Origin of the sequence: Sphingobium sp. B2, assembly GCF_007693735.1 — a bacterium.
In the GTDB taxonomy this organism is placed as follows: Bacteria; Pseudomonadota; Alphaproteobacteria; order Sphingomonadales; family Sphingomonadaceae; genus Sphingobium; species Sphingobium xenophagum.
The window spans coordinates 352,398-375,437 of the sequence record NZ_VDBZ01000003.1 but is presented as its reverse complement, the minus strand read 5'-3'; the positions used below and the strand labels follow the sequence as shown (position 1 = coordinate 375,437).

25 protein-coding genes are annotated in these 23,040 nt (G+C 62.7%); 13 read left to right on the top strand and 12 right to left on the bottom strand.

The genetic code is table 11. The features are described from left to right. The first annotated feature begins 6 nt into the window (after positions 1-6). From flhA to FE851_RS20130, 3 genes are read left to right on the top strand one after another with little or no spacing between them, the layout of a single operon-like run. Positions 7-2,088, top strand: coding sequence for a flagellar biosynthesis protein FlhA (gene flhA, locus FE851_RS20140; protein WP_145206472.1), 2,082 nt, complete (start codon positions 7-9; stop codon positions 2,086-2,088). 60 nt (positions 2,089-2,148) lie between these two features. Further along, positions 2,149-3,351: a flagellar hook-length control protein FliK gene (locus FE851_RS20135; RefSeq protein WP_145206470.1), complete on the top strand. Its 1,203-nt coding sequence runs from the start codon at positions 2,149-2,151 to the stop codon at positions 3,349-3,351. A gap of 12 nt (positions 3,352-3,363) precedes the next feature. Then, positions 3,364-4,023 carry a flagellar hook assembly protein FlgD gene (locus FE851_RS20130; RefSeq protein ID WP_145206468.1) on the top strand — a complete coding sequence of 220 codons (660 nt, stop codon included), beginning with the start codon at positions 3,364-3,366 and terminating at the stop codon, positions 4,021-4,023. A gap of 381 nt (positions 4,024-4,404) precedes the next feature. Here FE851_RS20130 and FE851_RS20125 read toward each other — a convergent pair whose 3' ends face one another. From FE851_RS20125 to FE851_RS20090, 8 genes are all read right to left on the bottom strand, one after another. Further along, positions 4,405-4,737 carry a hypothetical protein gene (locus FE851_RS20125; protein ID WP_145206466.1) on the bottom strand — a complete coding sequence of 111 codons (333 nt, stop codon included), beginning with the start codon at positions 4,735-4,737 and terminating at the stop codon, positions 4,405-4,407. A gap of 124 nt (positions 4,738-4,861) precedes the next feature. Further along, positions 4,862-5,290 (bottom strand): hypothetical protein, encoded by a 429-nt coding sequence (locus tag FE851_RS20120; protein ID WP_145206464.1) that lies wholly within the window; start codon positions 5,288-5,290, stop codon positions 4,862-4,864. A 99-nt stretch (positions 5,291-5,389) separates the two neighbouring features. Continuing rightward, positions 5,390-6,247, bottom strand: coding sequence for a flagellin (locus FE851_RS20115; RefSeq protein ID WP_145206462.1), 858 nt, complete (start codon positions 6,245-6,247; stop codon positions 5,390-5,392). Between the two features lie 265 nt (positions 6,248-6,512). After that, positions 6,513-7,280 carry a flagellar basal body L-ring protein FlgH gene (flgH, locus tag FE851_RS20110; protein ID WP_145206460.1) on the bottom strand — a complete coding sequence of 256 codons (768 nt, stop codon included), beginning with the start codon at positions 7,278-7,280 and terminating at the stop codon, positions 6,513-6,515. A gap of 172 nt (positions 7,281-7,452) precedes the next feature. Then, positions 7,453-7,965, bottom strand: coding sequence for a flagellar basal body P-ring formation chaperone FlgA (gene flgA / locus FE851_RS20105; RefSeq protein WP_145206458.1), 513 nt, complete (start codon positions 7,963-7,965; stop codon positions 7,453-7,455). A gap of 5 nt (positions 7,966-7,970) precedes the next feature. After that, positions 7,971-8,756, bottom strand: coding sequence for a flagellar basal-body rod protein FlgG (gene flgG, locus FE851_RS20100; RefSeq protein WP_145206456.1), 786 nt, complete (start codon positions 8,754-8,756; stop codon positions 7,971-7,973). Between the two features lie 22 nt (positions 8,757-8,778). Beyond that, positions 8,779-8,922 (bottom strand): flagellar basal body rod C-terminal domain-containing protein, encoded by a 144-nt coding sequence (locus tag FE851_RS20095; RefSeq protein ID WP_409994514.1) that lies wholly within the window; start codon positions 8,920-8,922, stop codon positions 8,779-8,781. Positions 8,923-8,932: 10 nt separating this feature from the next. Further along, entirely contained in the window at positions 8,933-9,676 is a 744-nt protein-coding gene (locus tag FE851_RS20090) for a flagellar hook-basal body protein (protein WP_145206451.1), read from the bottom strand. Positions 9,677-9,814: 138 nt separating this feature from the next. Here FE851_RS20090 and FE851_RS20085 point away from each other — a divergent pair, with 138 nt between their 5' ends. Genes FE851_RS20085 through FE851_RS20070 form a run of 4 tightly spaced genes read left to right on the top strand, consistent with a single transcriptional unit; the run spans position 9,815 to position 12,661 of the window. Then, a complete protein-coding gene (locus tag FE851_RS20085) occupies positions 9,815-10,357 on the top strand; it encodes a flagellar basal body-associated FliL family protein (protein WP_145206448.1) in 543 nt (180 codons plus the stop codon). Further along, positions 10,354-11,376: a flagellar motor switch protein FliM gene (fliM, locus tag FE851_RS20080; protein WP_145206445.1), complete on the top strand. Its 1,023-nt coding sequence runs from the start codon at positions 10,354-10,356 to the stop codon at positions 11,374-11,376. The genes FE851_RS20085 and fliM overlap by 4 nt, the downstream gene beginning before the upstream one ends. Further along, positions 11,373-12,002 (top strand): DUF6468 domain-containing protein, encoded by a 630-nt coding sequence (locus FE851_RS26320; RefSeq protein ID WP_186378938.1) that lies wholly within the window; start codon positions 11,373-11,375, stop codon positions 12,000-12,002. Before fliM ends, FE851_RS26320 begins: the two co-directional genes overlap by 4 nt. After that, a complete protein-coding gene (locus FE851_RS20070; protein ID WP_186378937.1) occupies positions 12,002-12,661 on the top strand; it encodes a hypothetical protein in 660 nt (219 codons plus the stop codon). Before FE851_RS26320 ends, FE851_RS20070 begins: the two co-directional genes overlap by 1 nt. Positions 12,662-12,683: 22 nt before the next feature. Here FE851_RS20070 and FE851_RS20065 read toward each other — a convergent pair whose 3' ends face one another. Then, complete coding sequence (locus tag FE851_RS20065; protein WP_261371100.1) at positions 12,684-13,085, bottom strand: hypothetical protein; 402 nt, start codon at positions 13,083-13,085, stop codon at positions 12,684-12,686. Positions 13,086-13,164: 79 nt separating this feature from the next. Here FE851_RS20065 and FE851_RS20060 point away from each other — a divergent pair, with 79 nt between their 5' ends. Beyond that, a complete protein-coding gene (locus FE851_RS20060; protein ID WP_145206439.1) occupies positions 13,165-13,410 on the top strand; it encodes a hypothetical protein in 246 nt (81 codons plus the stop codon). Further along, on the top strand, positions 13,410-15,227 hold the full coding sequence (locus FE851_RS20055) for a hypothetical protein (RefSeq protein ID WP_145206436.1): 1,818 nt from the start codon (positions 13,410-13,412) through the stop codon (positions 15,225-15,227). The genes FE851_RS20060 and FE851_RS20055 overlap by 1 nt, the downstream gene beginning before the upstream one ends. 79 nt (positions 15,228-15,306) lie before the next feature. Here FE851_RS20055 and FE851_RS20050 read toward each other — a convergent pair whose 3' ends face one another. Genes FE851_RS20050 through FE851_RS20040 form a run of 3 tightly spaced genes read right to left on the bottom strand, consistent with a single transcriptional unit; the run spans position 15,307 to position 19,673 of the window. Continuing rightward, positions 15,307-16,215 carry a flagellin gene (locus tag FE851_RS20050; RefSeq protein ID WP_145206433.1) on the bottom strand — a complete coding sequence of 303 codons (909 nt, stop codon included), beginning with the start codon at positions 16,213-16,215 and terminating at the stop codon, positions 15,307-15,309. Positions 16,216-16,231: 16 nt separating this feature from the next. Then, positions 16,232-18,331, bottom strand: a complete 2,100-nt coding sequence (locus FE851_RS20045; protein ID WP_145206430.1) for a flagellar hook-associated protein FlgK — start codon at positions 18,329-18,331, stop codon at positions 16,232-16,234. A gap of 40 nt (positions 18,332-18,371) precedes the next feature. Continuing rightward, the gene (locus FE851_RS20040; protein ID WP_186378936.1) at positions 18,372-19,673 is read right to left on the bottom strand and encodes a flagellar hook protein FlgE; all 1,302 of its coding nucleotides are present in this window, start codon (positions 19,671-19,673) and stop codon (positions 18,372-18,374) included. A 164-nt stretch (positions 19,674-19,837) separates the two neighbouring features. On the opposite strand from FE851_RS20040, the gene FE851_RS20035 reads away from it, so the two are divergent. The 4 genes from FE851_RS20035 to FE851_RS20020 are packed head-to-tail and all read left to right on the top strand — an operon-like array spanning position 19,838 to position 22,985. Beyond that, complete coding sequence (locus FE851_RS20035) at positions 19,838-20,245, top strand: flagellar biosynthesis repressor FlbT (protein ID WP_145206427.1); 408 nt, start codon at positions 19,838-19,840, stop codon at positions 20,243-20,245. Positions 20,246-20,254: 9 nt separating this feature from the next. After that, a complete protein-coding gene (fliI, locus tag FE851_RS20030; protein ID WP_145206424.1) occupies positions 20,255-21,592 on the top strand; it encodes a flagellar protein export ATPase FliI in 1,338 nt (445 codons plus the stop codon). Further along, entirely contained in the window at positions 21,589-22,050 is a 462-nt protein-coding gene (locus tag FE851_RS20025; protein WP_145206422.1) for a hypothetical protein, read from the top strand. The genes fliI and FE851_RS20025 overlap by 4 nt, the downstream gene beginning before the upstream one ends. Continuing rightward, positions 22,047-22,985: a peptidoglycan-binding protein gene (locus FE851_RS20020; protein ID WP_261371099.1), complete on the top strand. Its 939-nt coding sequence runs from the start codon at positions 22,047-22,049 to the stop codon at positions 22,983-22,985. Before FE851_RS20025 ends, FE851_RS20020 begins: the two co-directional genes overlap by 4 nt. The last annotated feature ends 55 nt before the right edge of the window (positions 22,986-23,040 follow it).

Sequence of the window (23,040 nt, the reverse complement as noted above, 5' to 3'; positions counted from 1 at the left end):
GGGATCATGAAGGGTTCGTTCGACCATTGGATGCAGCGCATGGGCGCCGGGCGCGATCTGACGCTGGCGGCTACGGTCGTCGCCATCATCGCGATGCTTATCCTGCCCATGCCCGGCTGGCTGCTGGACTTTGGCCTTGCCATCTCCATCACCATATCGGTCATGATCTTGATGACGGCGCTTTTCATCGAAAAGCCGTTGCAGCTGTCCGCCTTCCCCACGATCCTCTTGATCGCCACCATGTTGCGGCTGGGGCTCAATCTTGCCTCGACCCGGCTCATCCTGTCGCACGGTCATGAAGGATCGCACGCCGCTGGCGGTGTTATCGCGGCCTTTGGCGAATTTCTGATGGGCGGTCAGACGCTGATTGGCATCACCATCTTCTTCATCCTGATCGTCATCAATTTCGTTGTCATTACCAAGGGCGCGGGCCGGATCGCCGAAGTCGCGGCGCGCTTCAGTCTGGATGCCATGCCTGGCAAGCAGATGGCGATCGACGCCGATCTCAACGCGGGCATGATTGATGAAACCACCGCCCGCGAGCGTCGGGCCGAGCTGGAATCGGAAAGTGCCTTTTTTGGCGCCATGGACGGCGCCAGCAAATTCGTGAAGGGCGATGCCGTCGCTGGTTTGCTGATTACGGGCATCAATGTCGTTGTCGGCATCATCATTGGCGTCATCATCCATGGCGTCGATATCGGCACGGCCTTCAACAGCTATACCATCCTGACAGTGGGCGACGGCCTGGTCAGCCAGATCCCGGCCCTGATCGTCTCGACTGCGGCTGGCCTGCTGGTGTCGAAGGGCGGGATGAATGGCCGCGCGGGCGAAGCGCTCGGTGAACAGCTTGGCCGTTTCCCCAAGGCGTTCGGCATGTCGGCAGTGCTGCTGATCGGTCTGGCGCTCCTTCCCGGCCTGCCTTTCATTCCCTTCGCGGTGCTGGGCAGTTCATGTGCCTGGGCAGCCTGGTCGCTTTCCAAAACGCGGGCGCTCAAGGCGATCCAGGAACAGACGGCAGCGACGACGCAGGACAGCGGCGCAGGCGTGGCTGATGAGCCGATCGCCCAAACGCTGTCGATCGACCCCGTCCGGATTGAGATCGGCTATGGCCTGCTGCCTATCGCCAACGGCGCCAATGCCGAACCGCGGCTTGACGATCAGATCCGCGCGCTGCGGCGGCAGATGGCGACCGACTTCGGCTTTGTCCTGCCTTCTGTCCGTATCCTCGACAACATGGCGCTGACCGCCAATGAATATGTCGTCTATATCCGCGAAGTCGAAGTCGGCCGGGGTGAGGTGCAACTCAACAAGTTGATGGTCATCAATCCGGGCGGCGGGCCAATCGGCCTGTCGGGCGAGGAAACGCGCGAGCCGGTATTCAATCTGCCTGCGCTCTGGATCAATCGCGACCTGCGCGAAGAGGCCAGCTTCCGTGGCCTGACCGTCGTTGATTGCGGCACGATCGTCACCACGCATCTTACCGAACTGGTGAAGGACAATATCGCCGATCTCCTGTCCTATGCCGAGACGCAGAAGCTGCTGAGTGACATGCACAAGGACAGCGAAAAGCTCGTCGCCGAACTCATCCCGACCAAGATTTCGGTGTCGGGGGTTCAGCGCATCCTGCAAAACCTGCTGTCCGAAGGCGTGTCGGTGCGCGACATGCCCACCATATTGGAAGGGATTGCCGAAGCAGCGCCGCTCACCCACAATATCACGCAGATGACGGAATATGTGCGCGCGCGTCTGGCACGTCAGATTTCGTCACAACAGGTGCGCAACGGCGCGATCCCGATCGTCACGCTCTCGGCCGAATGGGACCGGGAATTTAGCGAAAGCGTGGTCGGGGACGGGGATGAACGCCATCTGGCGATGGCGCCATCCAGCCTTCAGGGCTTCATCGCGCATGTCCGTGAAATTTACGATCGGCTGGCGGGCGATGGCGAAATCCCCTGCATATTGACCAATCCTTCGATCCGCCCCTTCGTGCGTTCCATCATAGAACGGGTCCGCCCGGCGACGGTGGTCCTGTCCCAGAATGAAATCCATCCGCGCGTACGGGTGCGTTCGCTTGGGGCGATCGGCTGACATGCCGAAGCGTCGCGTCATCGCCTATAATAGAGGAACAAGTCGGTGCCCGGAGTAGCCATGCACGCAAGCCAAGCGCCTCGTCCCCAGATGACGGCCCCGGCCAAGCCCGGTTCGAACAGTGTCGATCGCCCTATGGATCGCGCCCGGGAGGGACGCGATTTCGACGCGTTGGTTCGCGGGGATGACGGCTCCGGCGGGGCGGAAGGGCAACCCCAATCGACGGCCGATACCTCTCTGGCGAAAGCCAACCCGCAGGCGATCCGCCTGCATGACATGCTCGATGCCGGAAATGCCGCTACCAGCCCCTTAGTGGCGGAAACCGCGGGGGACATGGCGGTCGCTGCGCCGTTGGACGCGCCTGTCCCGCCATCGTCCCAGGCCAGCGATGACCCGATCATTCTGTTGCCGCCAGCCGACCTGCCACCGAGCGAAGAGGCAAGCACAACGGCCAAGGCAGGAGCGGATGACCCAGTGCCCGGCAATCCGGCGCCTGTTCCCGTCGCTGCCGATAGCGGACCAATGCTGGCGAACCTTGATCCACTGCCCCCGAAGGACCGGGATGCTGGAGACGATGCGATCGATGGCGCAGCCCCCGGCGGACCCAAAAAGACCGATAAGCCGGTCGATGCGGCGCCGGCTATATCGCGCCCCCATCCGACAATCCCATCGGCGGCGACTACACCCCATGTCGACACAAGCGCGCCTGTTGTGGCGCCCTCGCAGCCTGCGCCGCACGTAGCATGGACGGGCGCGGGCGCGCCATTGTCAGCTACAGGCGATATGGCGTCGGCGGCGGCATCGCCGTCACCCCCACCACCAGTCGCGCCGTCGGGCAGGGCTTCGGTCGACACATTGATACCCGACATGGCCGTTGAAATCGCGCGCAATGCCGCGATCGGTCGTGAGGAATTTTTGCTGCGTTTGCGCCCGGCCGACCATGGGACAATTGTGGTGCGGTTGCAGTTCCTGGGCGAAGGGCCACTGCGCGCGACGATTTCCGCCGACAATATGGCTGTTCTCGACATGCTGAGACGCGATAGCGATGCGCTGGCCAGCAACCTGAGCGATGCAGGCGTGCAGACGGATGCGCGCAGTTTCCGCTTCTCTGGCGGAGAAGGCGGACAGAAAGACGGGCAGGGCCCTCGCGTCGCGTGGGGCGCCAGCCGCGCCGACAGGTCGGCTGATGACGGCGTGGATGAAGCGACAACACTCTATCGACCATTGCGGGCGCGGGCCGGCCTGGTCAACCGATTGGCATGAAAGGATAATCTGATGACCATTGCCGCAATGCAGACGGCAGGCGTCGCCAGTAGCGCAACAACGGGCGCTACGAGCCAGCTGACGGCCGACTTTTCGATGTTCCTCAAGATGTTGACGACGCAGATGCAGAATCAGGACCCGCTCAACCCGATGGACACAGCGCAATATACCCAGCAGCTCGTCCAATATTCGCAGGTCGAACAATCGATCAAGCAGAACACTACGCTGACCGATATTCTGGCGCGGCTGTCCAGCCAGGATCTGACCCAGTCCTCCTCCCTCATCGGGCGGGAGGCGCGGTTCGACAGTGCGGTATCGCCACTGGGCGACGATGGCGCGCGCTGGGGCTGGACGTCGGATCGCACCCTTGCCTCGCTGGAGGCGACGATCACCGATGCGTCGGGCACGGTCGTGGCGACCCAGGCGATCGACCCTGCCAAGACCGGTACTTTCCGCTGGGACGGTGCGCTCGCAGGCGGCGGCACGGCGCCGATGGGCAGCTATACACTGGGCCTCAAAGGCACGGACGGCAGCGGCAACGCCGCCACGCTCTCCATTCAGGGTATGGCGGTGGTAGACGGCGTGACGGTCGAAAACGGCGTCACGACGCTGACGGCCAACGGCGTGAACTATCCAGCCAGCGCCGTCGCAGGTCTCTACAACGCCAACTAAAATATGCTGACAAACACCGCTAAAGCCAAATTCATCCTATAATGAAATCAGAGGCGAGCGACCATCGTTAAGGTCCCCACCGCTCGGTCGCTCGCTTCGCAGGCCTTTCAGGCCATCTGTCGTCCATGACAATCGATTACGGTGGCGCGCATCCCCCCATGGCGCGTCGCCGTTTTCCTTTGGGGACGGATGAACCAGCTCAGCCGTCCCTGGCACAAGGAAAGGCCCGGCCTTGCACAACGCAAGACCGGGCCTTTTTATGAAAGAAGCGGGTAGGGGGGACAGCGACTGGGCTGTCCCCCGCAGTCCATCTGACATGCCCTGGAAGGACTATGTCAGATGGCAGGAAGCAGGGATATATGGCGACCGATCAGGCCGCTCTCATTCAACGATGGAATAGCCGACCTGAGGCTGTGCTTGCGCCCAATCGGTGACCACACACACCGCCTGGGCGGGCATGATGGCAAAATCGATGGCCTGACACCCTGCAATTGCCGAAGGGGCCATCAGCATGCTGAGGCACGCGGCAATGTCGGGGTCTTGTCGTGGCCCGATGACATCCTCAATATCTTCATCGTCCATGCCGCCGAAACTGCTGCACCGCGCTGCTGCGCTGATCCACAATTGTTCGGCGTCCTGTACAACTATATCCAATGTATATTGAAAGCGGCGATCATGAATATGATCTGTCTTTATAAACGGAAATTCTTTCATAGCCCTGCCAGCTTCTTTTAAAGTGACGATTTGCGACCGTCCAGCTCCTGTTCGCAATCCTTTGCCATGGACCGACGCGTCGCGCTATTCGCAACATCCCGCTAAGGAGTCATACGTAGGTAGTTCAATGGACCGACCCGCCTTGTCGCGCCATCTCGCGCGCATGCGCGCAGGCCAGCGTGAGTTCCAGATAGAGGCGATCCCACAGATGTACGGGCAGCCGCAACAGAGCGCCGTCCCGGTCCAGAACCGTGACATGCGGAGCGGGGTCCACGACCAGAGCGATATGCAACGGAAAACGGCCGCCCAGATGTTCGTCGGGGACCGGATCTGGACTGTTCATCCTGGCCAATAGCAGCATGGCCGCCAATATCTCGGCACCATAGGCGTCCATCATGATGCTTTGTTGCGTATCGCATCTTTCGATCAGGATCGTGGCACCGCCGGGATAGGGTTCCACTGACAATGTCAGCGTCATGCCAAAGGCATCTTCCATTTCCCTCACGCGTCGTGTCGCAACGCTGTCCATCCCCTCATCAAAGCCCAATCCCATGTCGCTCGTCCGTCAAAGGGAGAAAAAAATGGGGGCCGGACTTAGGCCCGGCCCCCTCCTGGCCCCCTCCAAAGCGGGAAGGTGCCCGCATATCGCCCCTTAACGGAACAGCGACATGATGGTCTGCGGCGCCTGGTTGGCGATCGACAGAGCCTGGACGCCCAGCTGCTGCTTGACCTGAAGGGCCTGCAGCTTCGCCGATTCCTTGGCCAGGTCGGCGTCGACCAGATTGCCGATGCCCGCTTCGATGACGTCGGACAGCTTGCCAGTGAAGCTCATCTGTGCGTCGATCTTGCGCGAACCAGCGCCCAAGTCGCTGAGCGACGTGGCAAGGTTCTGCTGGGTCGTGGTCAGGGTATCGACCATCGCCTGGGCATCAGCCTGGGTGGCGATTTCGTCGGTATCCGCGACCGTGACGACCGAACCACCCAGGTCAAGACCCTGGTTGGCAACGGTCAGCGAGTCAGGGTCCCAGGTCGTCGCGGAGGTCGTGTCACCGTCCTTGAGCGACTGGAGAGCCGTGATGGTGCCACCGCCGGTCTTCAGCAGGTTGGTCCCGTTGAACTCGGACGAATTGACGATCGTGGTGATCTGGTCGCGCAGGGCAACGAAATCCTTGTTGATCGCATCCCGGCTCGCGGTGTCGATGCCGTCGTCGGCGGCCTGGGTCGCCTTCGCCTTCATCTGGTTCACGAGGTCGGAAATCTGCTCCGTGCCGGCGACAGCCACGTCGGTCACGCTCTTGGCGCGGCTCAGCGAGGCGGACACCGACTGCAAACCGCCCAGATCGCCGCGAAGCGACTGTGCGATTGTGTACGAAGCCGAGTCATCCTTGGTCGACGCAACTTTCAGGCCGGTGTTGATGCGGCTCTGAACTTGCGACATGCCTTTGTTGGTTTCATTCAGGCTCTGGAGAGCCGCCATGGCGCCGACATTGGTGTTAACGGAAAAGCCCATATTCATATCCTTTTCTAGGATGAAGGACCGCTTCTGCGGTCCTGGGACGGAAACGCCGCCCCGCGATGGACCTGATTTCAGAGCCCACACTATATTGTGGGAAAATATATTGGATAACCAAAATCATCCTGCAATTTTTGATGGTTAACACGCGTTTAGCCACGCATGGCAGCCCCAGGACAAAAGCGCACGGCGATGGCCGGGGGCAGCCATCGCCGTGCGGTCGGGGCGACAAGGGCCGGGGAGGAAGCCCCGTCGCAAAGGGTTAGAAGGGTGAAAGAATATCCAGCAATTGCTGGCCCCAGCGCGCCTGTTGTGCATCGGTCAACTGGCCCTTGCCGCCATAGCTGATCCGCGCTTCTGCGATCTGGCTGTGCTGGACGCTGTTATCGCGGGCAATGTCCTGCGGACGAACGATGCCCGTGACGATCAGTTCGCGCAGTTCGAAATTGACGCGCGTTTCCTGTCGTCCACGGATGACCAGATTGCCGTTCGGCAAAACCCCGGTAACGACCGCTGCGATCGTCATATTGACCGTTTCGCTGCGACTGGTCGTGCCCGCACCGCTATTTTTGGATTTGGATGTGCTGTCGACCAGACTGGCCGTGTCGACGCCAACCGCTTTCTTGATCACCTTTTCCAGCCCGAACAGCGACCCCGCGCCGGCGCTCTCGCTGCCATCGCGTGATCGGCTCGTGCTGTTGCCCATGTCGGCCTTGTCGGCGATGTTGACCTTGATGGTCAGAATGTCGCCGATCTGGCTTGCCCGCTGATCCTGAAACAATGCGCCCGCGCCAGTGCGGAACAGCGATGCGCTGGGCGCGGATGTCGTCGGACCGACCGCCGTGCTGACAATGGCGTGGGGCGGGGTGCGCGCGGCGATCGACTGTTCGATGGTCGGACTTTCGACCGCGCCCATGTCGCTCATCGTCGGTGGCCGCCCGACATGGGACAACCGCCCCATCGTGCCGCATCCGGGCAAGACCAATATGGGTAGCAGGCAGGGAAGGAGATGACGTGCAATGCCCTTCATCGGGGAAACTCCGTTGTAAAAATCATGGCAGCCTCACCAGGACCTTGCCTGGACCGCCAACGACCGCGTCGATCGTGCGCCCGGTGCGCGTGTTCAGCACCAGCACCTGTCTCTTATACACATCTAGATGTGTATAAGAGACAGCCAGATAACCCTGTGCAAGCGCTGTCTCTTATACACATCTAGATGTGTATAAGAGACAGATAGAGATGCGAAGCGGCGCGCTGATGATCACGGCGGCCGGACGGGCTCTCGGCAATGGCCGGCAGGGCGACCCGGTGCTGGTGCTGCACACGCGCACCGGGTCGCCCTGCCGGCCATTGCCGAGAGCCCGTCCGGCCGCCGCGATCATCAGCGCGCCGCTTCGCATCTCTATGGATACCGGTTCACCCCGTCGCACCAGCTGGACCGGCTGGATGTCGCTCGCCCGCACCACCCGTCCGGCGGTCAATGGACGAAGCGCCTCAACCTCCGTGACATCTGCGGCCCGCAGCGCGCCGCGTGCTTCCGCCTGCGGCAACGCGGCGGGCATGAAATCGACCGGCGAAATCCGTTCGCCGCGGGCAATCGGTCGTACCAGCACGTCGACGTCAATGGCCGGTGATGCGACGGAGCCTGTCGCCTGGATGGCTTCTGCCGGAAGCACCAGCAACGCGGCAAATAGTCCAAGATAGCGCGCTTTCATGATGCTCACCTCAGCTGGCTGGTGGTCGCCAGCATTTCGTCGGCGGTCTTGACGATGCGGCTGTTCATTTCATAGGCGCGCTGCGCACTGATGAGCGCGGTGATCTCGCTCACCGGATTGACGTTCGACGCTTCCAGATAACCCTGTGCAAGCGTACCCAGTCCCGGCTCTCCCGGTGCAGCGACCGTCGGCTGACCCGATGCGTCGGTTTCGGTGAACAGATTGTCGCCCTGCGCTTCCAGCCCCGCTTCATTGACGAAGCTGGCGAGTTCGAGTTGACCGACGGTCTGCATTTGCGGGCTGTCCGCTGTCTTGACCTGCACCTGCCCGGTGCGGGATATCACCACATCGACCACGCCCTGCGGCACGGTAATGCCCGGTTGCACGCGCAATCCCTGCGATGTCACCAGTTCGCCCTGGTCGGACAACTGGAATGATCCATCACGGGTATAGCCGGTTTCGCCCGATGCCAGCGTGATCTGGAAATAGCCCTGGCCCTGGATCGCCACGTCGAACCGGTTGCTGGTCTGGGTCAAGGCGCCCTGTTCGGCGATGCGATAGACGCCGCCGGTACGCACGCCAGCGCCGATCTGGATGCCGGCCGGGATCTTGGCCTCGTTCCCGCCCGATGCAGCGCCCGGCCGCGCGACCTGCTGGTAAAGCAAGTCCTGAAATTCGGCCCGTTGCAGTTTGAAGGCGGTGGTGTTCATATTGGCGATATTGTTGGAAATCACGTCGACATTGGTCTGCTGCGCCAGCATGCCGGTCGCGGCGATGGACAGGGATCGCATGGGGTTCTCCTTTTTTCGGGGATCAGTTGATGCGGCTCAGGCGACTGATCGCCTGCTTGCGCATGTCGTTCAGGCTGTCGGCCATGTGGATACTGCTCTGATAGGATCGCAAAATGTCGATCATGGCTGTCGTTTCGGCGATGGGCTGGACATTGGAGCCTTCCACACCCTGTCTCTTATACACATCTAGATGTGTATAAGAGACAGTGCTTGCGCATGTCGTTCAGGCTGTCGGCCATGTGGATACAGCTCTGATAGGATCGCAAAATGTCGATCATGGCTGTCGTTTCGGCGATGGGCTGGACATCGGAGCCTTCCACACCGCCGGTCCATAACCTGGTCTGTTCAGCTGGCAGTACCCGCCCGCCGGTTCCGTTCATCATGCCGTCGCCACGCGGTGCCACCCCGGTTTCATCGTCGAAAACCGTGATGGCGATCCGTCCGATCGTTCCCGTGCGGGTGGAGACCGTTCCATCGCGGCCGATGGCCAGGGTAGCGACCTCTTCGGTCGGGACGCTGATCGCGCTGCCGCCTTCATCTAATATCGGCTGCCCGCCTGCGGTGACCAGCTGGCCGCCATCATCCACCTTTACGAAGCCCGCGCGCGTATAGGCGCTCGTCCCGTCGCCCATCTGCACCGCCAGATAGCCCGGCCCCTCGATCATCATGTCCAGCGGATTGCCGGTCGGCTGAAAGGCGCCCGCGCTCGTGTCGTGGATGGCGCGGAAATCCAGCACGAAGGATGTTGGCTTGGCGTCGCTCACCATCGCTTCGCGGGCGCGCTCGACCTGTTCGTGGAACACGGGCTGCTCGCGGCGGAAACCCACCGTGCTGCTGTTGGCCATATTGTTGGCCACTATGTCCATCCGTCGCTTGAGCGCCTGTTCCTGGCTCAGCAGCACATAACCGGGAATATCCATCCTGCGTCCCTCGGCAAATTTCAAATTTTGTTGAGGCAGGCAAAAATTGCCGACCTTCGATCCTATAATAGGAAAGAAATGTCCGTTCGTTTCGATCACGTCGGATTTTGCGCAGTTGGAAAAAGGGACCCAGGGCAGATGGCCGCAAGCAAGGACAAGAAGGAAGGCACCGAGGATGCATCTGCGCCCAAGCCCGCACGCTTCGGCAAAAAGCAGAAGATGATCGCTGCTGCCGCTGCGGTGTTGCTGCTTGGCGGCGGCGGCGCAGCTTTCGCCCTGATGGGCGGGAAAGCCCCCGAAGGAGAGGAAGCAGCGGCGGAAGCCGAACATGCCCCGCCCGCCCAAGAGGAGGGCGAAGGCAAGGATGCCGATCCTTCCGCTTCGCTGGTCGACGTGCCTGCCATGGTGCTCAACCTGCGCACGGCAGGCGGCGATCAACGCTATCTCAAGCTCCGCTTCATGCTGGTCGCCAAGGATGCTGCCGGCGCGGAAGAGCTCAAGGCGCGCCTGCCTGCGATCATAGATGCCTACCAGCCCTTCCTGCGCGAATTGCGCCCGGAAGATCTTGCCGGGTCGGCTGCGGTGTTTCGCATCAAGGAAGAGATGCTGCTGCGCGCTGCCGATGTCGTCGGCAAGGACGCGGTCAAGGACATATTGATCCAGGATCTGGTGCAACAATGAGCGACGAGCCGTTCGACGACATAGAGTTGCCCGATCCGCCCGCTGCCGGGATGGATGGCATCGACCATTTTGACCAGGCCGGGATCGACGCGCTGTTTGGCGACGTGCCGGCCGAACCGATGGAGCGGCGGAGCGGCCTGCGCGCCGTGCTGGAATCGCGGATCGTCAGTCACGAACGATTGCCGATGCTGGAAGTGGTCTGCGAACGCATGGTCCGCTCCTTTGCCACCAGCATGCGCAATCTGACATCCGATGCCATCGACGTCAGCCTGGAAGACATTACCTCGGTCCGCTTCGGCGACTTCATGGGGCATGTCCAGTTGCCCGCGATGCTGGCAGTCGTGCGGATCGAGGAATGGGCCAATTATGGGATCATGACGGTTGAATCCAGCCTCATCTACGCCGTCGTCGACGCTTTGCTCGGCGGGCGTCGCGGCCTTGGCAACATGATGATCGACGGCCGCGATTTCACCACCATCGAATCCAATCTGGTATCCAAGATGATCACGCTGGCGCTCGCCGAATTCGGCCAGGCGTTCGAGCCGATCGAACCGATCACGCTGCAACTTGAGCGGATTGAGACCAATCCCCGCTTTGCCGCGATCGCCCGGCCCAGCAATGTTGCGGCAGTCGCCACCTTCCGTGTCGATATTGACGGGCGGGGCGGGCGCTTCAGCCTGCTCTTTCCCTACGCGACACTGGAGCCGGTGCGCACCAAGCTGATCCAGCGCTTCATGGGCGAACAGCTTGGCCGCGAGAATATCTGGCAGGCGCATATGGAGGACGAACTGCGCAAGGCTGACGTCACTCTGGACGTCGTGCTGGGTGAGCGCAGCCTGCGCCTGGACGAAGTGCGCTCGCTCACCGTCGGCCAGACAATCAGTTTCAACAATGTGCCCGACCAACCTCTGTCGATCGAATGTGCGGGGGTTCCTCTTGCGATGGGGCAGGTCGGCCAGCGTCGCAACCATATTGCCGTCAGTCTGATGACCGGCATCGCTGCAAGGAAAAAGTCATGATGACCAGTTTCATTCTTCCAAGCCCCGGCCTGATCGCCAACGCCTTGACCATCATCCTGTGTCTGGCGGTGCTGATCCAGAGCGCGCGTATGATGCGCAATCTCAAGGCGGTAAACATCAGCCAGATGGGCACGGTCGTGCTCGGACTGGATCACGCGACCGGCCAGGCGCGCAAGGTGCTTGGCGAGCTCAAGCTCATCCTTGCCGAGGAGGGGGCGCAGAATGCACGGGTTCTGGCCGAGGGTGAGGCGCTTCGCGACGAACTGCGCATGATGATCGAAATTGCCGACAATATGGCGTCGCGTCTGGCCGAAGCGCCAAAGCCGCAATCCGTCCCATCGGCTTCTGCCGCCCCAGCCCAGCCTGTTGCGCCCCAGCCAGTTGCGGCCCATCCCGCCCCGGCTGAGGACATGCCGGCCCCGGCCCCGGCCCCGGCCCCGGCCCCGGCCGCAAGCCCGCCTGCCATGGACGGTCCCGATCGCGAACTGGCCTCGCTGCGCGCGCTGGTCGCCGATTATGGTCGCACCCGCATTGCGATCGAAGGGCGCGTCCATGACGTGCCGGCCGATCTCGACGCCGCTCAGGACGATGACCTCGACGATGCCCAGGTACAGGAAGCCGCGTGATGCATAACCGCTCCTGGCTCCTCCTTCTCACTGGCGGCGCGGCGACCCTGTCGATCGTCACCAGTGCGATGAGCGCGGCCGCCGATCCGCAGGCCAATGCCGTCGCCACGCGACTGGGCGCAACCATCGCGCGAGAGATGCAGGCACGCGAAGCCCAGGCGGCCGAGCGGGCACGGGCGCTCAAACTGCGCGAGCAGATGGTCAAGGCGACCGAAAATCGCCTGAAGGCGGACATGACTGCGCGCTCCGCCAAGGAACAGGCCGCCGCCGATCAGGCGGGGAAGCCTGACGGGCCGCCGCAGCCCAACCAGTTCGATGCGCTTGCCCGCGTCTATCAGGCGATGAAGCCAGCGAAGGCCGCGATCGTGTTCGAACAACTCGATCTGGATGTTCAGGTCGCTGTCGCCAAACGCATGCGTGAACGTTCCACGGCGATGATCATGGCGGCGATGGCTCCTGGCGCAGCGGCGCGTCTCAGCATGGCGCTGGCGGGGAAACGGCCGACGGTGACGGCCTTGCGTCAGCCTTTGCCCGCTATGCCCGGTGTCGGCGCGGCGGCCATAGGGAAGGTGCCGGTCGCGGGACCAGCCCCGGCTTTGACGCCTGGCGCTTCTCCCGCCGCTTCAACGCCGCCAGCGGCGACGACCGCCCGCAAATAATCGCAGAAAGTGGCGGCTATCCTTATCGGGTGGCCGCCACTTCCACGATCAGGACTTTCTGCACGCCGTCATCGACCCCGTGCAGCGCCGTTTCCAATATGTGGACAAGGGCCTCTACATCCACCGGTTCCGAAGGCGTGACCTGAAGCCGGGCGAATTCATTGCCCGCACTCATGGCCGCCATGCGCAACCGTGCTGCCTGACCAGCCAGTCGCGTGGCAGCGGCCGGGTCATGTGGCTCCAGCACAAGTTTGAAGCGCAGCTTGCCGATCAGTCGGTCGGAATCAATGATTGGCACGGTGATCATGTCCATGGGGATGAGGCCGCCTGTCCCGCCGCCTTCGCCGCCGCCGCTTGACGCAAGGACGGGAGATTGTGCCAGCAAGATCGGCAGGGCGAGAGAGAAAGCCAGTCGGCGCATCATGGGTTCCATCATTCGCGGCCAGCAGGCCGCACCAACATCATTCTTCCTATAATAGCATCAGAAGACAGGAGATTGACGAATGAGCCGCGATCAAAAGCCGGGCAAGGTGCGGATGGTGGCTGGCACGCCCGAGCGCCGACGGCCCGACGATGGTGCGCAGGCGTCGCAAGGGGCGCCCGATCAGGCAGGCGCCACGCCCGTCGAAGGGACAGAGCAGCAACAGGCGCGGGGGATTTCGCTGATTGTGATCGCGCTTTGCCTTGGGTGCGGTTTTGTGGGCGGCGCAGCGATTGTGGCGCTGGCGCCTATGCTGGGCCTGGTCTGATGCGCGCTGGTCGCCTCGCCTGGTTGATGGCCGCCACGATATTGGCGGGCGGCAACGCCCCGCCCGTTGATCATGGCATGCCCGAGACGCATGATGCTGCGACCGTGCACCCGGCCAAGCCAGCAGGAGCGATGGCTCATCGCGCCGCATTGCCAGGCTTCGCCGCCGAACTAGCCGAAACGCCGATCATTGCCGCGCCCAATGGCTGGCAGGTGCGCGCGGCGGATCTGACAGCGCGCGCCCTCGTCACCGCGGGACTGGACGGTCGACAGGCATGGCGCTGGGGCGTTGCGCGTCATTATATCGGCACTGTCCACGGCGCCGAAGCCATCGGCCTGCTGGCGCTCATGGCGCAGGATGATCCAGACCTGCCTCTCGTCCCGGCCTATCGGCTGGCGCTGGGGGCAGCGAACGCACTCGCTGCGCGCGACATCGATGCGCTGACCGCGCTCAATCATCCGATGCTGGTGGACAATGCCGAAGCCTGCGCCTGGCGCATGCTGCTTCTCTCGCGGCAGGGCGAGGCTGAAGGCGCGCTGGCGCAGATGCCCTGCGCACGGCCAGCACTCACCGGACGTGAACGATGGGCGCTTCGCCCCTTCCTGCTGGCGGCGATCCGCGCAGCCCTTGCGACCGGCGATAACGCCCGTGCGCTACAATGGCTGGGTCAGCTGGGCGACGGCGACGTGGAAGCCAATCTGTTGCGCGGACAGGCGATGTTGAACAGCGGGCGGGCGCAGGAGGGCAATCTGCGTCTGGCGCGTGTCACGCACAGCGGCAACTATCGCCAGCGGATCGATGCCGAACTCACGACGCTGGAACAGGCCGTGGCCCATGGCGGACCTGCGCCTGCCGACCTGATGAAGCGGCTCGATCATATCGCCTTCGTCTGGCGCGGCGACAATATCGAACTGCGCGCGCAGCGGCTGCGCTATCGCCTTGCCGAGACGCGACACGACATGCGCAGCCAGCTTTCGGCCGGGGCAGCCCTATTGCGCTATCATCCGATGGGCAAGGAAACCGGCCCGATGATGGCAGCGCTTCAGGCGCAGTTGCAAAAACTGCTCGATCCGGCCAGCACCATACCGATCGCGCAGGCGGCGGGCCTTTTCTGGGACTATCGGGATCTTGCGCCCAACGGGGCGGAAGGGGACGCGATGGTCAACCGCCTGGCCAGCGGATTGCAGGAAGCCGGCCTTTATGAACGCGCGGCGGAACTGCTGGGCTATCAGCTCAAGACGCGCGCGCAGGATATCGAAAAGGGGCCGCTCTCCGAAAGGATAGCAAAGCTCCAGATATTGGCGCGCCGTCCCGATCTGGCCATGCGGACGCTCCGGGAAACGGACGATATCGCCTATCCCGACGCGATGCGTTGGTCACGCCAGCGCATTCAGGCCGTCATTCTGCATCTGATGGGCAAGGATGACGCGGCACGCTCCATTTTGGCGGACATGCCCGGCAGCGGGGGATTGATGGCCGAAATCGACTGGCAGGCGCGCGACTGGAAACGGCTGGCGGAGGCCGCCCCTCCCCAGCCGGGCAAAGGCCCCATGGCGGAGGTGGATCAAGCACTGATCCTGCGCCGCGCCGTTGCGCTCGCCATGCTCGGCCGCGAAGCCGACCTTGGCCGGTTGCGCGCGCGCTATGCCGTAGCGTTTCGCGGAGCGGCTGCCGCCGGTGCATTCGATCTTGTGACACGCCCAGTCGGCAGCCTGACACCGGACGCTGTGGCGCGCGCGATGGCGGCCCTTCCATCGGTCAGCCCCGCCGGTGAACTTGCCGATCTGTTTGAATTAGGGCGAGCCCAGGGCGGCTGAAACATCGGGCAAATGCACAAAAAGGGGCAGGGACGCGAAAGTCCCTGCCCCTTTTCTTGTGCGACCGGCCGGCTGCGGGTCAGTTGAGATAGTTGATCAGCCCCAGCTTGGAGAGCTGCGAAAAGACCGAATAGGACGCTTCCAATATTGTCTTGCGCTGGGAAATGTCGATCGCGACCTGGCTAAGGTCCGCCTCTTCATGATGGCCGATAATGTCCTGCATCAAGACAGTGCGAGCGCCCGCACGCGCATCCAATTCTTCCAGCTGCGCCATCTTGCGGCCATTTTCCGCATTAATGCCTTGCAAGCGGTCCAGTCCTTTGTCGATCTGGGTGATGGCGCTCTCGATTGCGCTTTTCTGCTCTTCCGTTGGCGTGCGACCGATCGAGCCGGCTTGTGCCAAGGTTTTGAAGGCCTTGAAAATATCCGTGCCGATGTCGGATGCCAGCACGCCAAAGCGCATGTCTACGCCATCAGCCACATGGCCGCTCACCTTGACCTGATCGTTGCGAAAGGCGTCTGCCTCGTCCGTTGTCGCCAGCGCGTCGAAGGTCTGCGGCGCAAAGGGGTCGCTATCCGTCTGGCTGCCCCCGAACAGCGCTTCCCCGCCGTCATTCATGTTGATCGCCCAGCGGAACTGCTGGAACGCGCCCTCAATCGTGGCTTGCAGCCCGTCGCTCTGGCCAGTGCCGATCACCGTCAACAACTGGTTCTTGAGGTCGGTCGCGGTAGCGGTGATGTCGTTCATCGCAGAATCCTGGATCGACATCTTGGTATTGATCTGGCTGCGAACTGTCGCCTGGGCCTCCTGCCGCGCCAGCAGACTATGGGCCGCCAGGGACGGGATGGCGCCCGCGCCCAGCGAGGCGAAGTCGGGCGCCTTCTTGCCGGTGGCCAGCTGGTTCTGAGATACGGCCAGCTTTTGCTGGGACTGCTGCATCGACGATACGACGATATTTTGCAGCGAAAATGTAGCGACACGGCTCATGGCTGTCTTTCTTCCGTCAAATCATGTTGAGCAGGGTTTCGTACATCTGGCTCGCGACGGAAACGACGCGGGCCGATGCCGAATAGCTGTTTTGCAGGATCACCATCTGGGACAATTCCTCGTCCAGATTGACGCCCGAAAAATTATCGCGCCGATTGACGGCGTCGGTCATCCGCGCGCTGGCGTCGGTCAGGCGGGTCGCGGCATGGGCTGCCTCCAGTCCTGTCTTGCTGACCAGCGTGGCGGCGAAGCCGTTGAGCGTCGCCATGCCCGCAGCCCCGAAATCGGCTGACTTTGACAGGATGGTGACAAGCTGCGTCGCACCGCTGACGTCGCCTGCTCCCAACGCTTTCTGCCCGACGCTCGCGCCGGACTGGAAGGTCGCGACAGGAAAGCGGGCGGGATCATTCGCCATGTCGGGGCGTAGCGACGCCGTCTGCAACAGCGATGTTGCGCTCGACAGGCCGGACAAGGCGCTGAAGGATATGCCGGTGCCTGCCCGGTTGGTGGAATCCGATGTGATCGCCACCTGCGCGCCACTTGACGCGGCCTTCGCGGTAAACTGGAAGCGGCCCTTGTCATCCAGCGCGAAGGATCCGAAATTGCCAAGATCGCTCCCATTCAGCTCTGCGACAAGGTCGCCCATCGTCGCGCCGGTCGCGCCCGTCAGGACATGCGAAGCGACGACTTTGCCGGTGGCGTTGCGCAGTTCGATGTTGGCGCTTTCGCCAGTTCCGAAACCATGGAGATCGCTGGTCGTAAAGCCGCTGGGCACCAGAGGGCCGGCATCGCTGCGGATCAGGTCGTTCAGGCCGAAATAATGGGAAAAACCCGCTCCCGTGCGTTCGCCGGGCGGTGTGCCCTGCGCAACGACGACGCCATTCTTCCTGTCCGTCGCCGACAGGGTCAATGTGCCGCTGGCGTCCAGACTGGCGGTTGCCGCGCCGCCAAGGCCCGCATTGATGGCGGACAGCATGTCGCCCACGGTTGCATCTGCGCCCAGCGCATCGAAATTGACGGTGCTGCTTGCCACCAGCACGCCCGTTGCATCAGTGACCGCAAAAATGGTCGATCCGGTAAAGCCCATGCGATCGCTGCTCGTCAGCCCGCTTGGCCTTCCGGTCATGCTCTGGGGTGCAGGGACGGTGGTGCTGGCGTTGGTCGCGCGATTGACGGTTTCCGCAAAGCCACGAAACAGGGTTGCCAGTTTTTCAGAAAAAGCGGGCAGTTGTTCGTCGCGCAGGGCGATCAGCCCGCCCAGCTTGCCGCCTGTCGCTGCCGTGTCGATCCGCTGGCCTGTGGCGGCGCCCGATACTGCGTCACTGCCCGCAAAATGCACCATGATCGGGGACGCGGTGGGTTGGGATATGCCGTCATTGCCGCCCGGCGTGTAGGATAGCTGGCGCAACCGGTTGTCGAGCAGCGATATGCCGGTTGCCGTCTCTATCTGGACGCGTCCATCCGGCTGGCTGCGGACATTGACCTTGATAAGGCCGCCCAGCTCCTCGATCGCCTTGTTGCGTTCGTCGGCCACACCTGCCGAACTGCGCCCCAGCCCCTGAAGCCGCGCCACGGTGCCGTTCAGATCGTCGATCTGCGTCAGCAGGCTGTTGACGCGATCGACGCTTTCACCGATCTCTACCGACACGTCGCTGGTGATGCCCTGGGCATCGCTGTCGAGTTGACGCAATGTGTCGATCATCGACTGCACTTCGCCGGTAAAGACAGCCACCGTCTGATGCCCGTTGCGCACGCCGGTCATTTCGGTCGCGGCCGCCATGACTGCATCCAGCCGCGCGCTCATGCCGGTTGACGCGCCTGGCTGACCAAGCAGGCTCTGCAGGCGCGACAAATAGCTTTCCTCGACGGCGGCCTGTCCTTGGTCGCCCGCCCGGCGAAAAACGGTTTCTTCCAGGAAACGGTCGGCGATCCGCGTGGGCTCACCGACGCTGACGCCGGTAACGCGCCCCTGCACCACGCTGGCCGACAGGTTGACCCGCTCGCGCGCATAACCGGCCGTGCCGACATTGGCGATATTGTTGGACACCGTCCGCAACCCCGCCTGGGCTGCTGCAAGGCCGGACGTAGCGGTGCCTAATATATCGTTCAGGGACATGATGCTTGGACTTCCATCCAGAAGAATAGGGCCGGATCGATCAACGCTTCAGGTTGCTGACTTCCTGAAGCATGTCGTCGACGGTCGTGATGATCTTGGACGATGCGCTGTAGGCGCGCTGGAACCGGATCATGTTCGAAAATTCCGACCCCAGATCGGCGTTCGACGCTTCCAGCATGTTGCTGGCGATCATTCCCGCGCTGAGCGATCCGGGGGGATTGAGCGTAGCGCCGCCGGATTCGCTGGAGACGGCGAAACCATTGCCGGGCAGGCGTTCGAGGGCGTCGGGATCGGCGAAGGTCGCCAGCGGCAGCTGGAACACCTTGCGGGTCGTACCATCATCGAAGATCGCGCTGACCACGCCGGATTTGGAGACGTCGATCGAGGAGATGTTGCCGAGCTGGCCCCCGTCCACGGTCGAAGCGATCAGCGCCGACGCGCTGCCGAACTGGGTCAGGCCGTCAATCTTGCCGTCGCTGCCGAGGCCGAGCGAAATGGCCTGCGCACCCGCGCCGTTGGTCCATGCCGGGGTGAGGGATCCGAACAGGGCAGGGGAGGAATTGGCGACGTCCAGGCTGCCGTCGGCGTTGAAGGCGATTGTGCCGCTGGCCATCAGGCCGTCTGCCGCGGCGACGTCCGTTGCCGGGACGGCGTAAATCTCTGCGGCCCACTGGTTCGCCGCGGCCTTGACCATCGCCAGGTTCAGCGTATGGGAACCGCCTTGCGCGTCATAGACTTCGATCGCGCGGGAAAAATCGGGTGTCGCTGTTCCGCTGGCCATTGCCCCGGCGGCATAGGCGCCCGAAAATACCGGGGTGGTCGATTGCAGGTTGGCGCGCAGCGTGATCTTGCTGGTGGGAAGCGCGGTGCCGGTCAGGTCGCTGACACGCACGGGCTCCAGCGCCGACATGCTGCCATTATTGGCATAGTTGCCCGCCCCGTCCATCGGCCAGCCCATCAGATAATAGCCGCCGCTGTTACGCAGATAGCCATTCTGGTCGGGGCTGAACGCGCCGGCGCGGGTGAAGGCGATTTCTTCGCTGGTCGGGCTATTGGCCCGCGTCACGAAAAATCCGTTGCCGTCGATGCCAAGGTCGGTTGAACTGGCAGCCGCCTGAAGCACGCCCTGCTTGGAAATCAATGCCCGCGTCACGGCGTTGGTGCCGCCCGCTGAATAGGCGGACGCTGCGCCGCCGTCATTGATCAATGTGCTGAATTGCGTGTCCGTTCCCTTGTAACCGACCGTGTTGATATTCGTGATATTGTCGGCGACCGTCGCCATGGCGGCGGACTGGGCGTTCAGGCCGGACACACCGGCATAAAGAGCGGAATAAAGGCTCACCGTCTCGAAACTCCTGCACAAGGGCTGCCGCGCTGGGTGCGCGTCTCGATTAATCATAGGAAGATTGTCGACTGCGCCAAAATCGGCAAAATTTTCCGCCTCGTCGGCATCTCTTGCCGATCTCATCCTATAATTCTGAAAAGCCATGAAGAGGCGGATGGACCATGTTGAAGATCAGTTTGAAGAAGGGCGAAAAGCTGGTGCTGAATGGCGCTGTCCTGCGGGCGGCGGCACGGACCGAGCTATATCTGGAAAATGATGCGGCGGTTCTGCGCGGGCGCGACGTAATGGCGGCTGACGAGGCGGACACCCCCGCGCGCCGTCTCTATTTCGCCTGCATGATGGCCTATCTCGATCCAAAGCGCCGAGCCAATTATCAGGATGACATACTGACATTGCTGGCAGATTTGCTGGCGGCGCTGGAATCGCCCGAAGCCAAGGGCTGGTGCATGACCTTTGCCCGCCATGTCGGCGCACAGGATTTCTATCGCGCTCTGGCGATATGCCGGTCGCTGATGGACTATGAAGCCGCCATCCTTGCGGCATCTGACGTGCAAACGGTCGCTGCCTGAAGCCCCCCAATGTACAGCCTGTCCTCCGCTGCGCGCGCCATCGCCGCCATTCCCGTCGATCATCATCATGGTCGCGTCGTCGCGGTCCGCGGCAGCCTGATCGAGGTTGAGGGGTTTCTGGGGGCGGCCAATATCGGTGCGCGGGTTGCCGTCCGCACCGCTGAAGGCATGGTGGAAGCGGAAGTCACTGGCCTCGATCGCAATGTCGCCCACTGCCTGCCATTCAGCGATCCACACGGCCTGTCAGCCGGGGCGCGGGTCGATCTGCTGTCGGATCAGGTTTCGATCCGGCCCAGTCAGGCATGGCTCGGTCGCATGATCGATGGTCTGGGTCGCCCGGTCGACGGCCTGGGCCCCATGATGCCGGGTGCGGAGCCGCGATTGTTGAAAGCCGATCCGCCCGCAGCCAGTGAGCGGGGACGCGTCGGCGCACGGATCGACACTGGCGTGCGCGCGCTCGATATGTTCGTGCCGCTGTGCCAGGGACAGCGCCTTGGTCTCTTCGCCGGGTCGGGCGTGGGCAAATCGGTATTGCTCTCGATGCTCGCGCGGTGGACTGCGTGCGATGTCGCAGTCATCGGCCTGATCGGCGAACGTGGCCGCGAAGTGCAGGAATTTGTCGAAGATGATCTTGGCGCCGCCGGACTCGCGCGCAGCGTCGTCGTCGTCGCCACCTCCGATGCGCCAGCGCTCATGCGACGGCAGGCGGCCTGGACGACCATGGCGGTGGCCGAATATTTTCGGGACATGGGCCTGAATGTCCTTTGCCTGATGGATTCCGTCACCCGCTTCGCCATGGCGCAGCGCGAAATCGGCCTCGCGAACGGCGAACCGCCCGCAACCAAAGGCTATACGCCCACGGTATTTGCTGAACTGCCGCGCCTGCTGGAACGCGCCGGGCCAGGCGCTCAGGGGGTTGGGTCGATCACCGGCCTGTTCACCGTTCTGGTCGATGGCGACGATCATAACGAGCCGGTCGCCGACGCGGTGCGTGGCATATTGGACGGCCATGTCGTCATCACCCGCCGTATCGCCGAGCGCGGCCGCTATCCGGCGATCGATATCCTCAAATCCGTGTCGCGCACTTTGCCCGCCGCCCAGACCGCGCGCGAAAACGCCCTGCGGCTGAAGGCTCGTGCGATCCTGTCGACCTATGGCGATATGGAGGAGATGGCCCGGTTGGGGGCGTACAAGGCTGGCGCCAACGCAGAGGTCGACGAAGCCATGCGCCTTGCTCCCCAGATTGAAGAGCTTCTCAAGCAAGGCAAGCAGGATCAGGGCGGTGGTCATTACGACTTTGCCGCTCTGGCCGCGATTCTGGGCGTGACAGATGAGGAAGCGGCATGAAAACGCCCGTCGATCCTGTCGTGCGCATCCAGAAGCGCGAAGTAGACGATCTGAAGCGCCGGATTGCCGATCATGCCAGCCAGCAGTCGCACTTGATGGTGCAGGAATCGCGCATCGACGATGAAATCGCCGATCAATACCGCTTCGCTGCCACCGAATGGGCGCTCAGCGTCCATGCCTTTGCCCGGCGCAAGCTGGCCGAACGTGCCCGATTGAGCCACCAGCGACGGTTGGTCGAAACCGCGCTTGGCGAACTGCGTGACAATGCGGCCCAGGCCTATGGCCGCTTGCGCGCAGCGGAGCAGGTGGCCGAGGGGTATCGCGACGAGATGCGCGGCGTCATTTCGCGCGCGGAGCAGGCGGGCGCAGATGATTTCGCCATCAGCCGGTATCGCGCCCGAAACGGGCAGCTGCAGGATCGGCGTGACGAGCGAAGGATTGATGATCGATGGGCATGAACAGCGCCGTGCAAATGCCTTCGTTGATCGGCCTGACCAATCAGGCGAAGGCGCGTGTCATCTGGACTAATGCACAGGCCGACATGAGCAATCGCCTCTGGCAGGCCGCGATCGGCGAAGCGCCGACGACCGACAAGGCTGCCCGGTCGCCGCAGGCGTCAACAGGCTTGCAGGAACTGATCGCCACTCTCGTTCAGGAAACGGGCGCAGCGGACCGCGCAGCCAGCACTGCTTTAGCCAGCCCTGTAGTCCCTGCGTCGACGCCGGATACTGCCACCTTGCCCAATCTGGGGCCAAATGAGCGTCATCGTGCCGCCATAACGCAGGCAGCGGAGCGGACATCGCTGCCTGCCACGGCGCTGGCGTCGATCATCAATGCCGAAGCGGGAAAGTTGAAGGGTGGAGCGTGGAACAGCTTTTCGCGCAATCCGCGATCCAGCGCCGCCGGGCTTGGTCAGTTTCTTAGCGGGACATGGGTGGATATGGCGGAAAAGCGCGGCACCTGGCTCAATATGCAGGCGCGCAAGCAAGGCTATCTTGCTGCGAGTGGCAAGGTGCGCCCTGCCTCCCGCGCTGCGGTTCTGGCCATGCGTTATGATGCGGAGGCGTCGATCCAGACGATCGCGGACTATTCGCGCAGCAATATCGATCGGATGAAGGCGGCTGGTGTCCGCGCAGGCAGTTCGGCCAAGGACATCGGCCGCATCGCCTATATGGCCCATTATATGGGACCGGGCGATGCCATCCGCTTCATGAAGGGACAGTTGAGCGAAGGGCGTTCCCGTCTGCTGCTCAATGCCCAGGTCGGCATGGCAGAAGCGGGCCGCAGGATCGCGCAAAGCGGCGATGCAACTGCGGCCCATGCGCGATGGCTGCAAACGCATATCGACCGCAATCTGCGCCTTGCCACCGGGCGTGACAAGCAAAGTGCATGATCGATCAGTATGGCAAAAACCATCCTATAATATGATTGAGCCTCATCACCCAAGG

Excerpts from the sequence above, each read along its gene's own strand:
- flhA (WP_145206472.1), top strand. The coding sequence starts at position 7 with ATGAAGGGTTCGTTCGACCATTGGATGCAGCGCATGGGCGCCGGGCGC.
- FE851_RS20135 (WP_145206470.1), top strand. The coding sequence starts at position 2,149 with ATGCACGCAAGCCAAGCGCCTCGTCCCCAGATGACGGCCCCGGCCAAG.
- FE851_RS20130 (WP_145206468.1), top strand. The coding sequence starts at position 3,364 with ATGACCATTGCCGCAATGCAGACGGCAGGCGTCGCCAGTAGCGCAACA.
- FE851_RS20125 (WP_145206466.1), bottom strand. The coding sequence starts at position 4,737 with ATGAAAGAATTTCCGTTTATAAAGACAGATCATATTCATGATCGCCGC.
- FE851_RS20120 (WP_145206464.1), bottom strand. The coding sequence starts at position 5,290 with ATGGGATTGGGCTTTGATGAGGGGATGGACAGCGTTGCGACACGACGC.
- FE851_RS20115 (WP_145206462.1), bottom strand. The coding sequence starts at position 6,247 with ATGGGCTTTTCCGTTAACACCAATGTCGGCGCCATGGCGGCTCTCCAG.
- flgH (WP_145206460.1), bottom strand. The coding sequence starts at position 7,280 with ATGAAGGGCATTGCACGTCATCTCCTTCCCTGCCTGCTACCCATATTG.
- flgA (WP_145206458.1), bottom strand. The coding sequence starts at position 7,965 with ATGAAAGCGCGCTATCTTGGACTATTTGCCGCGTTGCTGGTGCTTCCG.
- flgG (WP_145206456.1), bottom strand. The coding sequence starts at position 8,756 with ATGCGATCCCTGTCCATCGCCGCGACCGGCATGCTGGCGCAGCAGACC.
- FE851_RS20090 (WP_145206451.1), bottom strand. The coding sequence starts at position 9,676 with ATGGATATTCCCGGTTATGTGCTGCTGAGCCAGGAACAGGCGCTCAAG.
- FE851_RS20085 (WP_145206448.1), top strand. The coding sequence starts at position 9,815 with ATGGCCGCAAGCAAGGACAAGAAGGAAGGCACCGAGGATGCATCTGCG.
- fliM (WP_145206445.1), top strand. The coding sequence starts at position 10,354 with ATGAGCGACGAGCCGTTCGACGACATAGAGTTGCCCGATCCGCCCGCT.
- FE851_RS26320 (WP_186378938.1), top strand. The coding sequence starts at position 11,373 with ATGATGACCAGTTTCATTCTTCCAAGCCCCGGCCTGATCGCCAACGCC.
- FE851_RS20070 (WP_186378937.1), top strand. The coding sequence starts at position 12,002 with ATGCATAACCGCTCCTGGCTCCTCCTTCTCACTGGCGGCGCGGCGACC.
- FE851_RS20065 (WP_261371100.1), bottom strand. The coding sequence starts at position 13,085 with ATGATGCGCCGACTGGCTTTCTCTCTCGCCCTGCCGATCTTGCTGGCA.
- FE851_RS20060 (WP_145206439.1), top strand. The coding sequence starts at position 13,165 with ATGAGCCGCGATCAAAAGCCGGGCAAGGTGCGGATGGTGGCTGGCACG.
- FE851_RS20055 (WP_145206436.1), top strand. The coding sequence starts at position 13,410 with ATGCGCGCTGGTCGCCTCGCCTGGTTGATGGCCGCCACGATATTGGCG.
- FE851_RS20050 (WP_145206433.1), bottom strand. The coding sequence starts at position 16,215 with ATGAGCCGTGTCGCTACATTTTCGCTGCAAAATATCGTCGTATCGTCG.
- FE851_RS20045 (WP_145206430.1), bottom strand. The coding sequence starts at position 18,331 with ATGTCCCTGAACGATATATTAGGCACCGCTACGTCCGGCCTTGCAGCA.
- FE851_RS20035 (WP_145206427.1), top strand. The coding sequence starts at position 19,838 with ATGTTGAAGATCAGTTTGAAGAAGGGCGAAAAGCTGGTGCTGAATGGC.
- fliI (WP_145206424.1), top strand. The coding sequence starts at position 20,255 with ATGTACAGCCTGTCCTCCGCTGCGCGCGCCATCGCCGCCATTCCCGTC.
- FE851_RS20025 (WP_145206422.1), top strand. The coding sequence starts at position 21,589 with ATGAAAACGCCCGTCGATCCTGTCGTGCGCATCCAGAAGCGCGAAGTA.
- FE851_RS20020 (WP_261371099.1), top strand. The coding sequence starts at position 22,047 with ATGAACAGCGCCGTGCAAATGCCTTCGTTGATCGGCCTGACCAATCAG.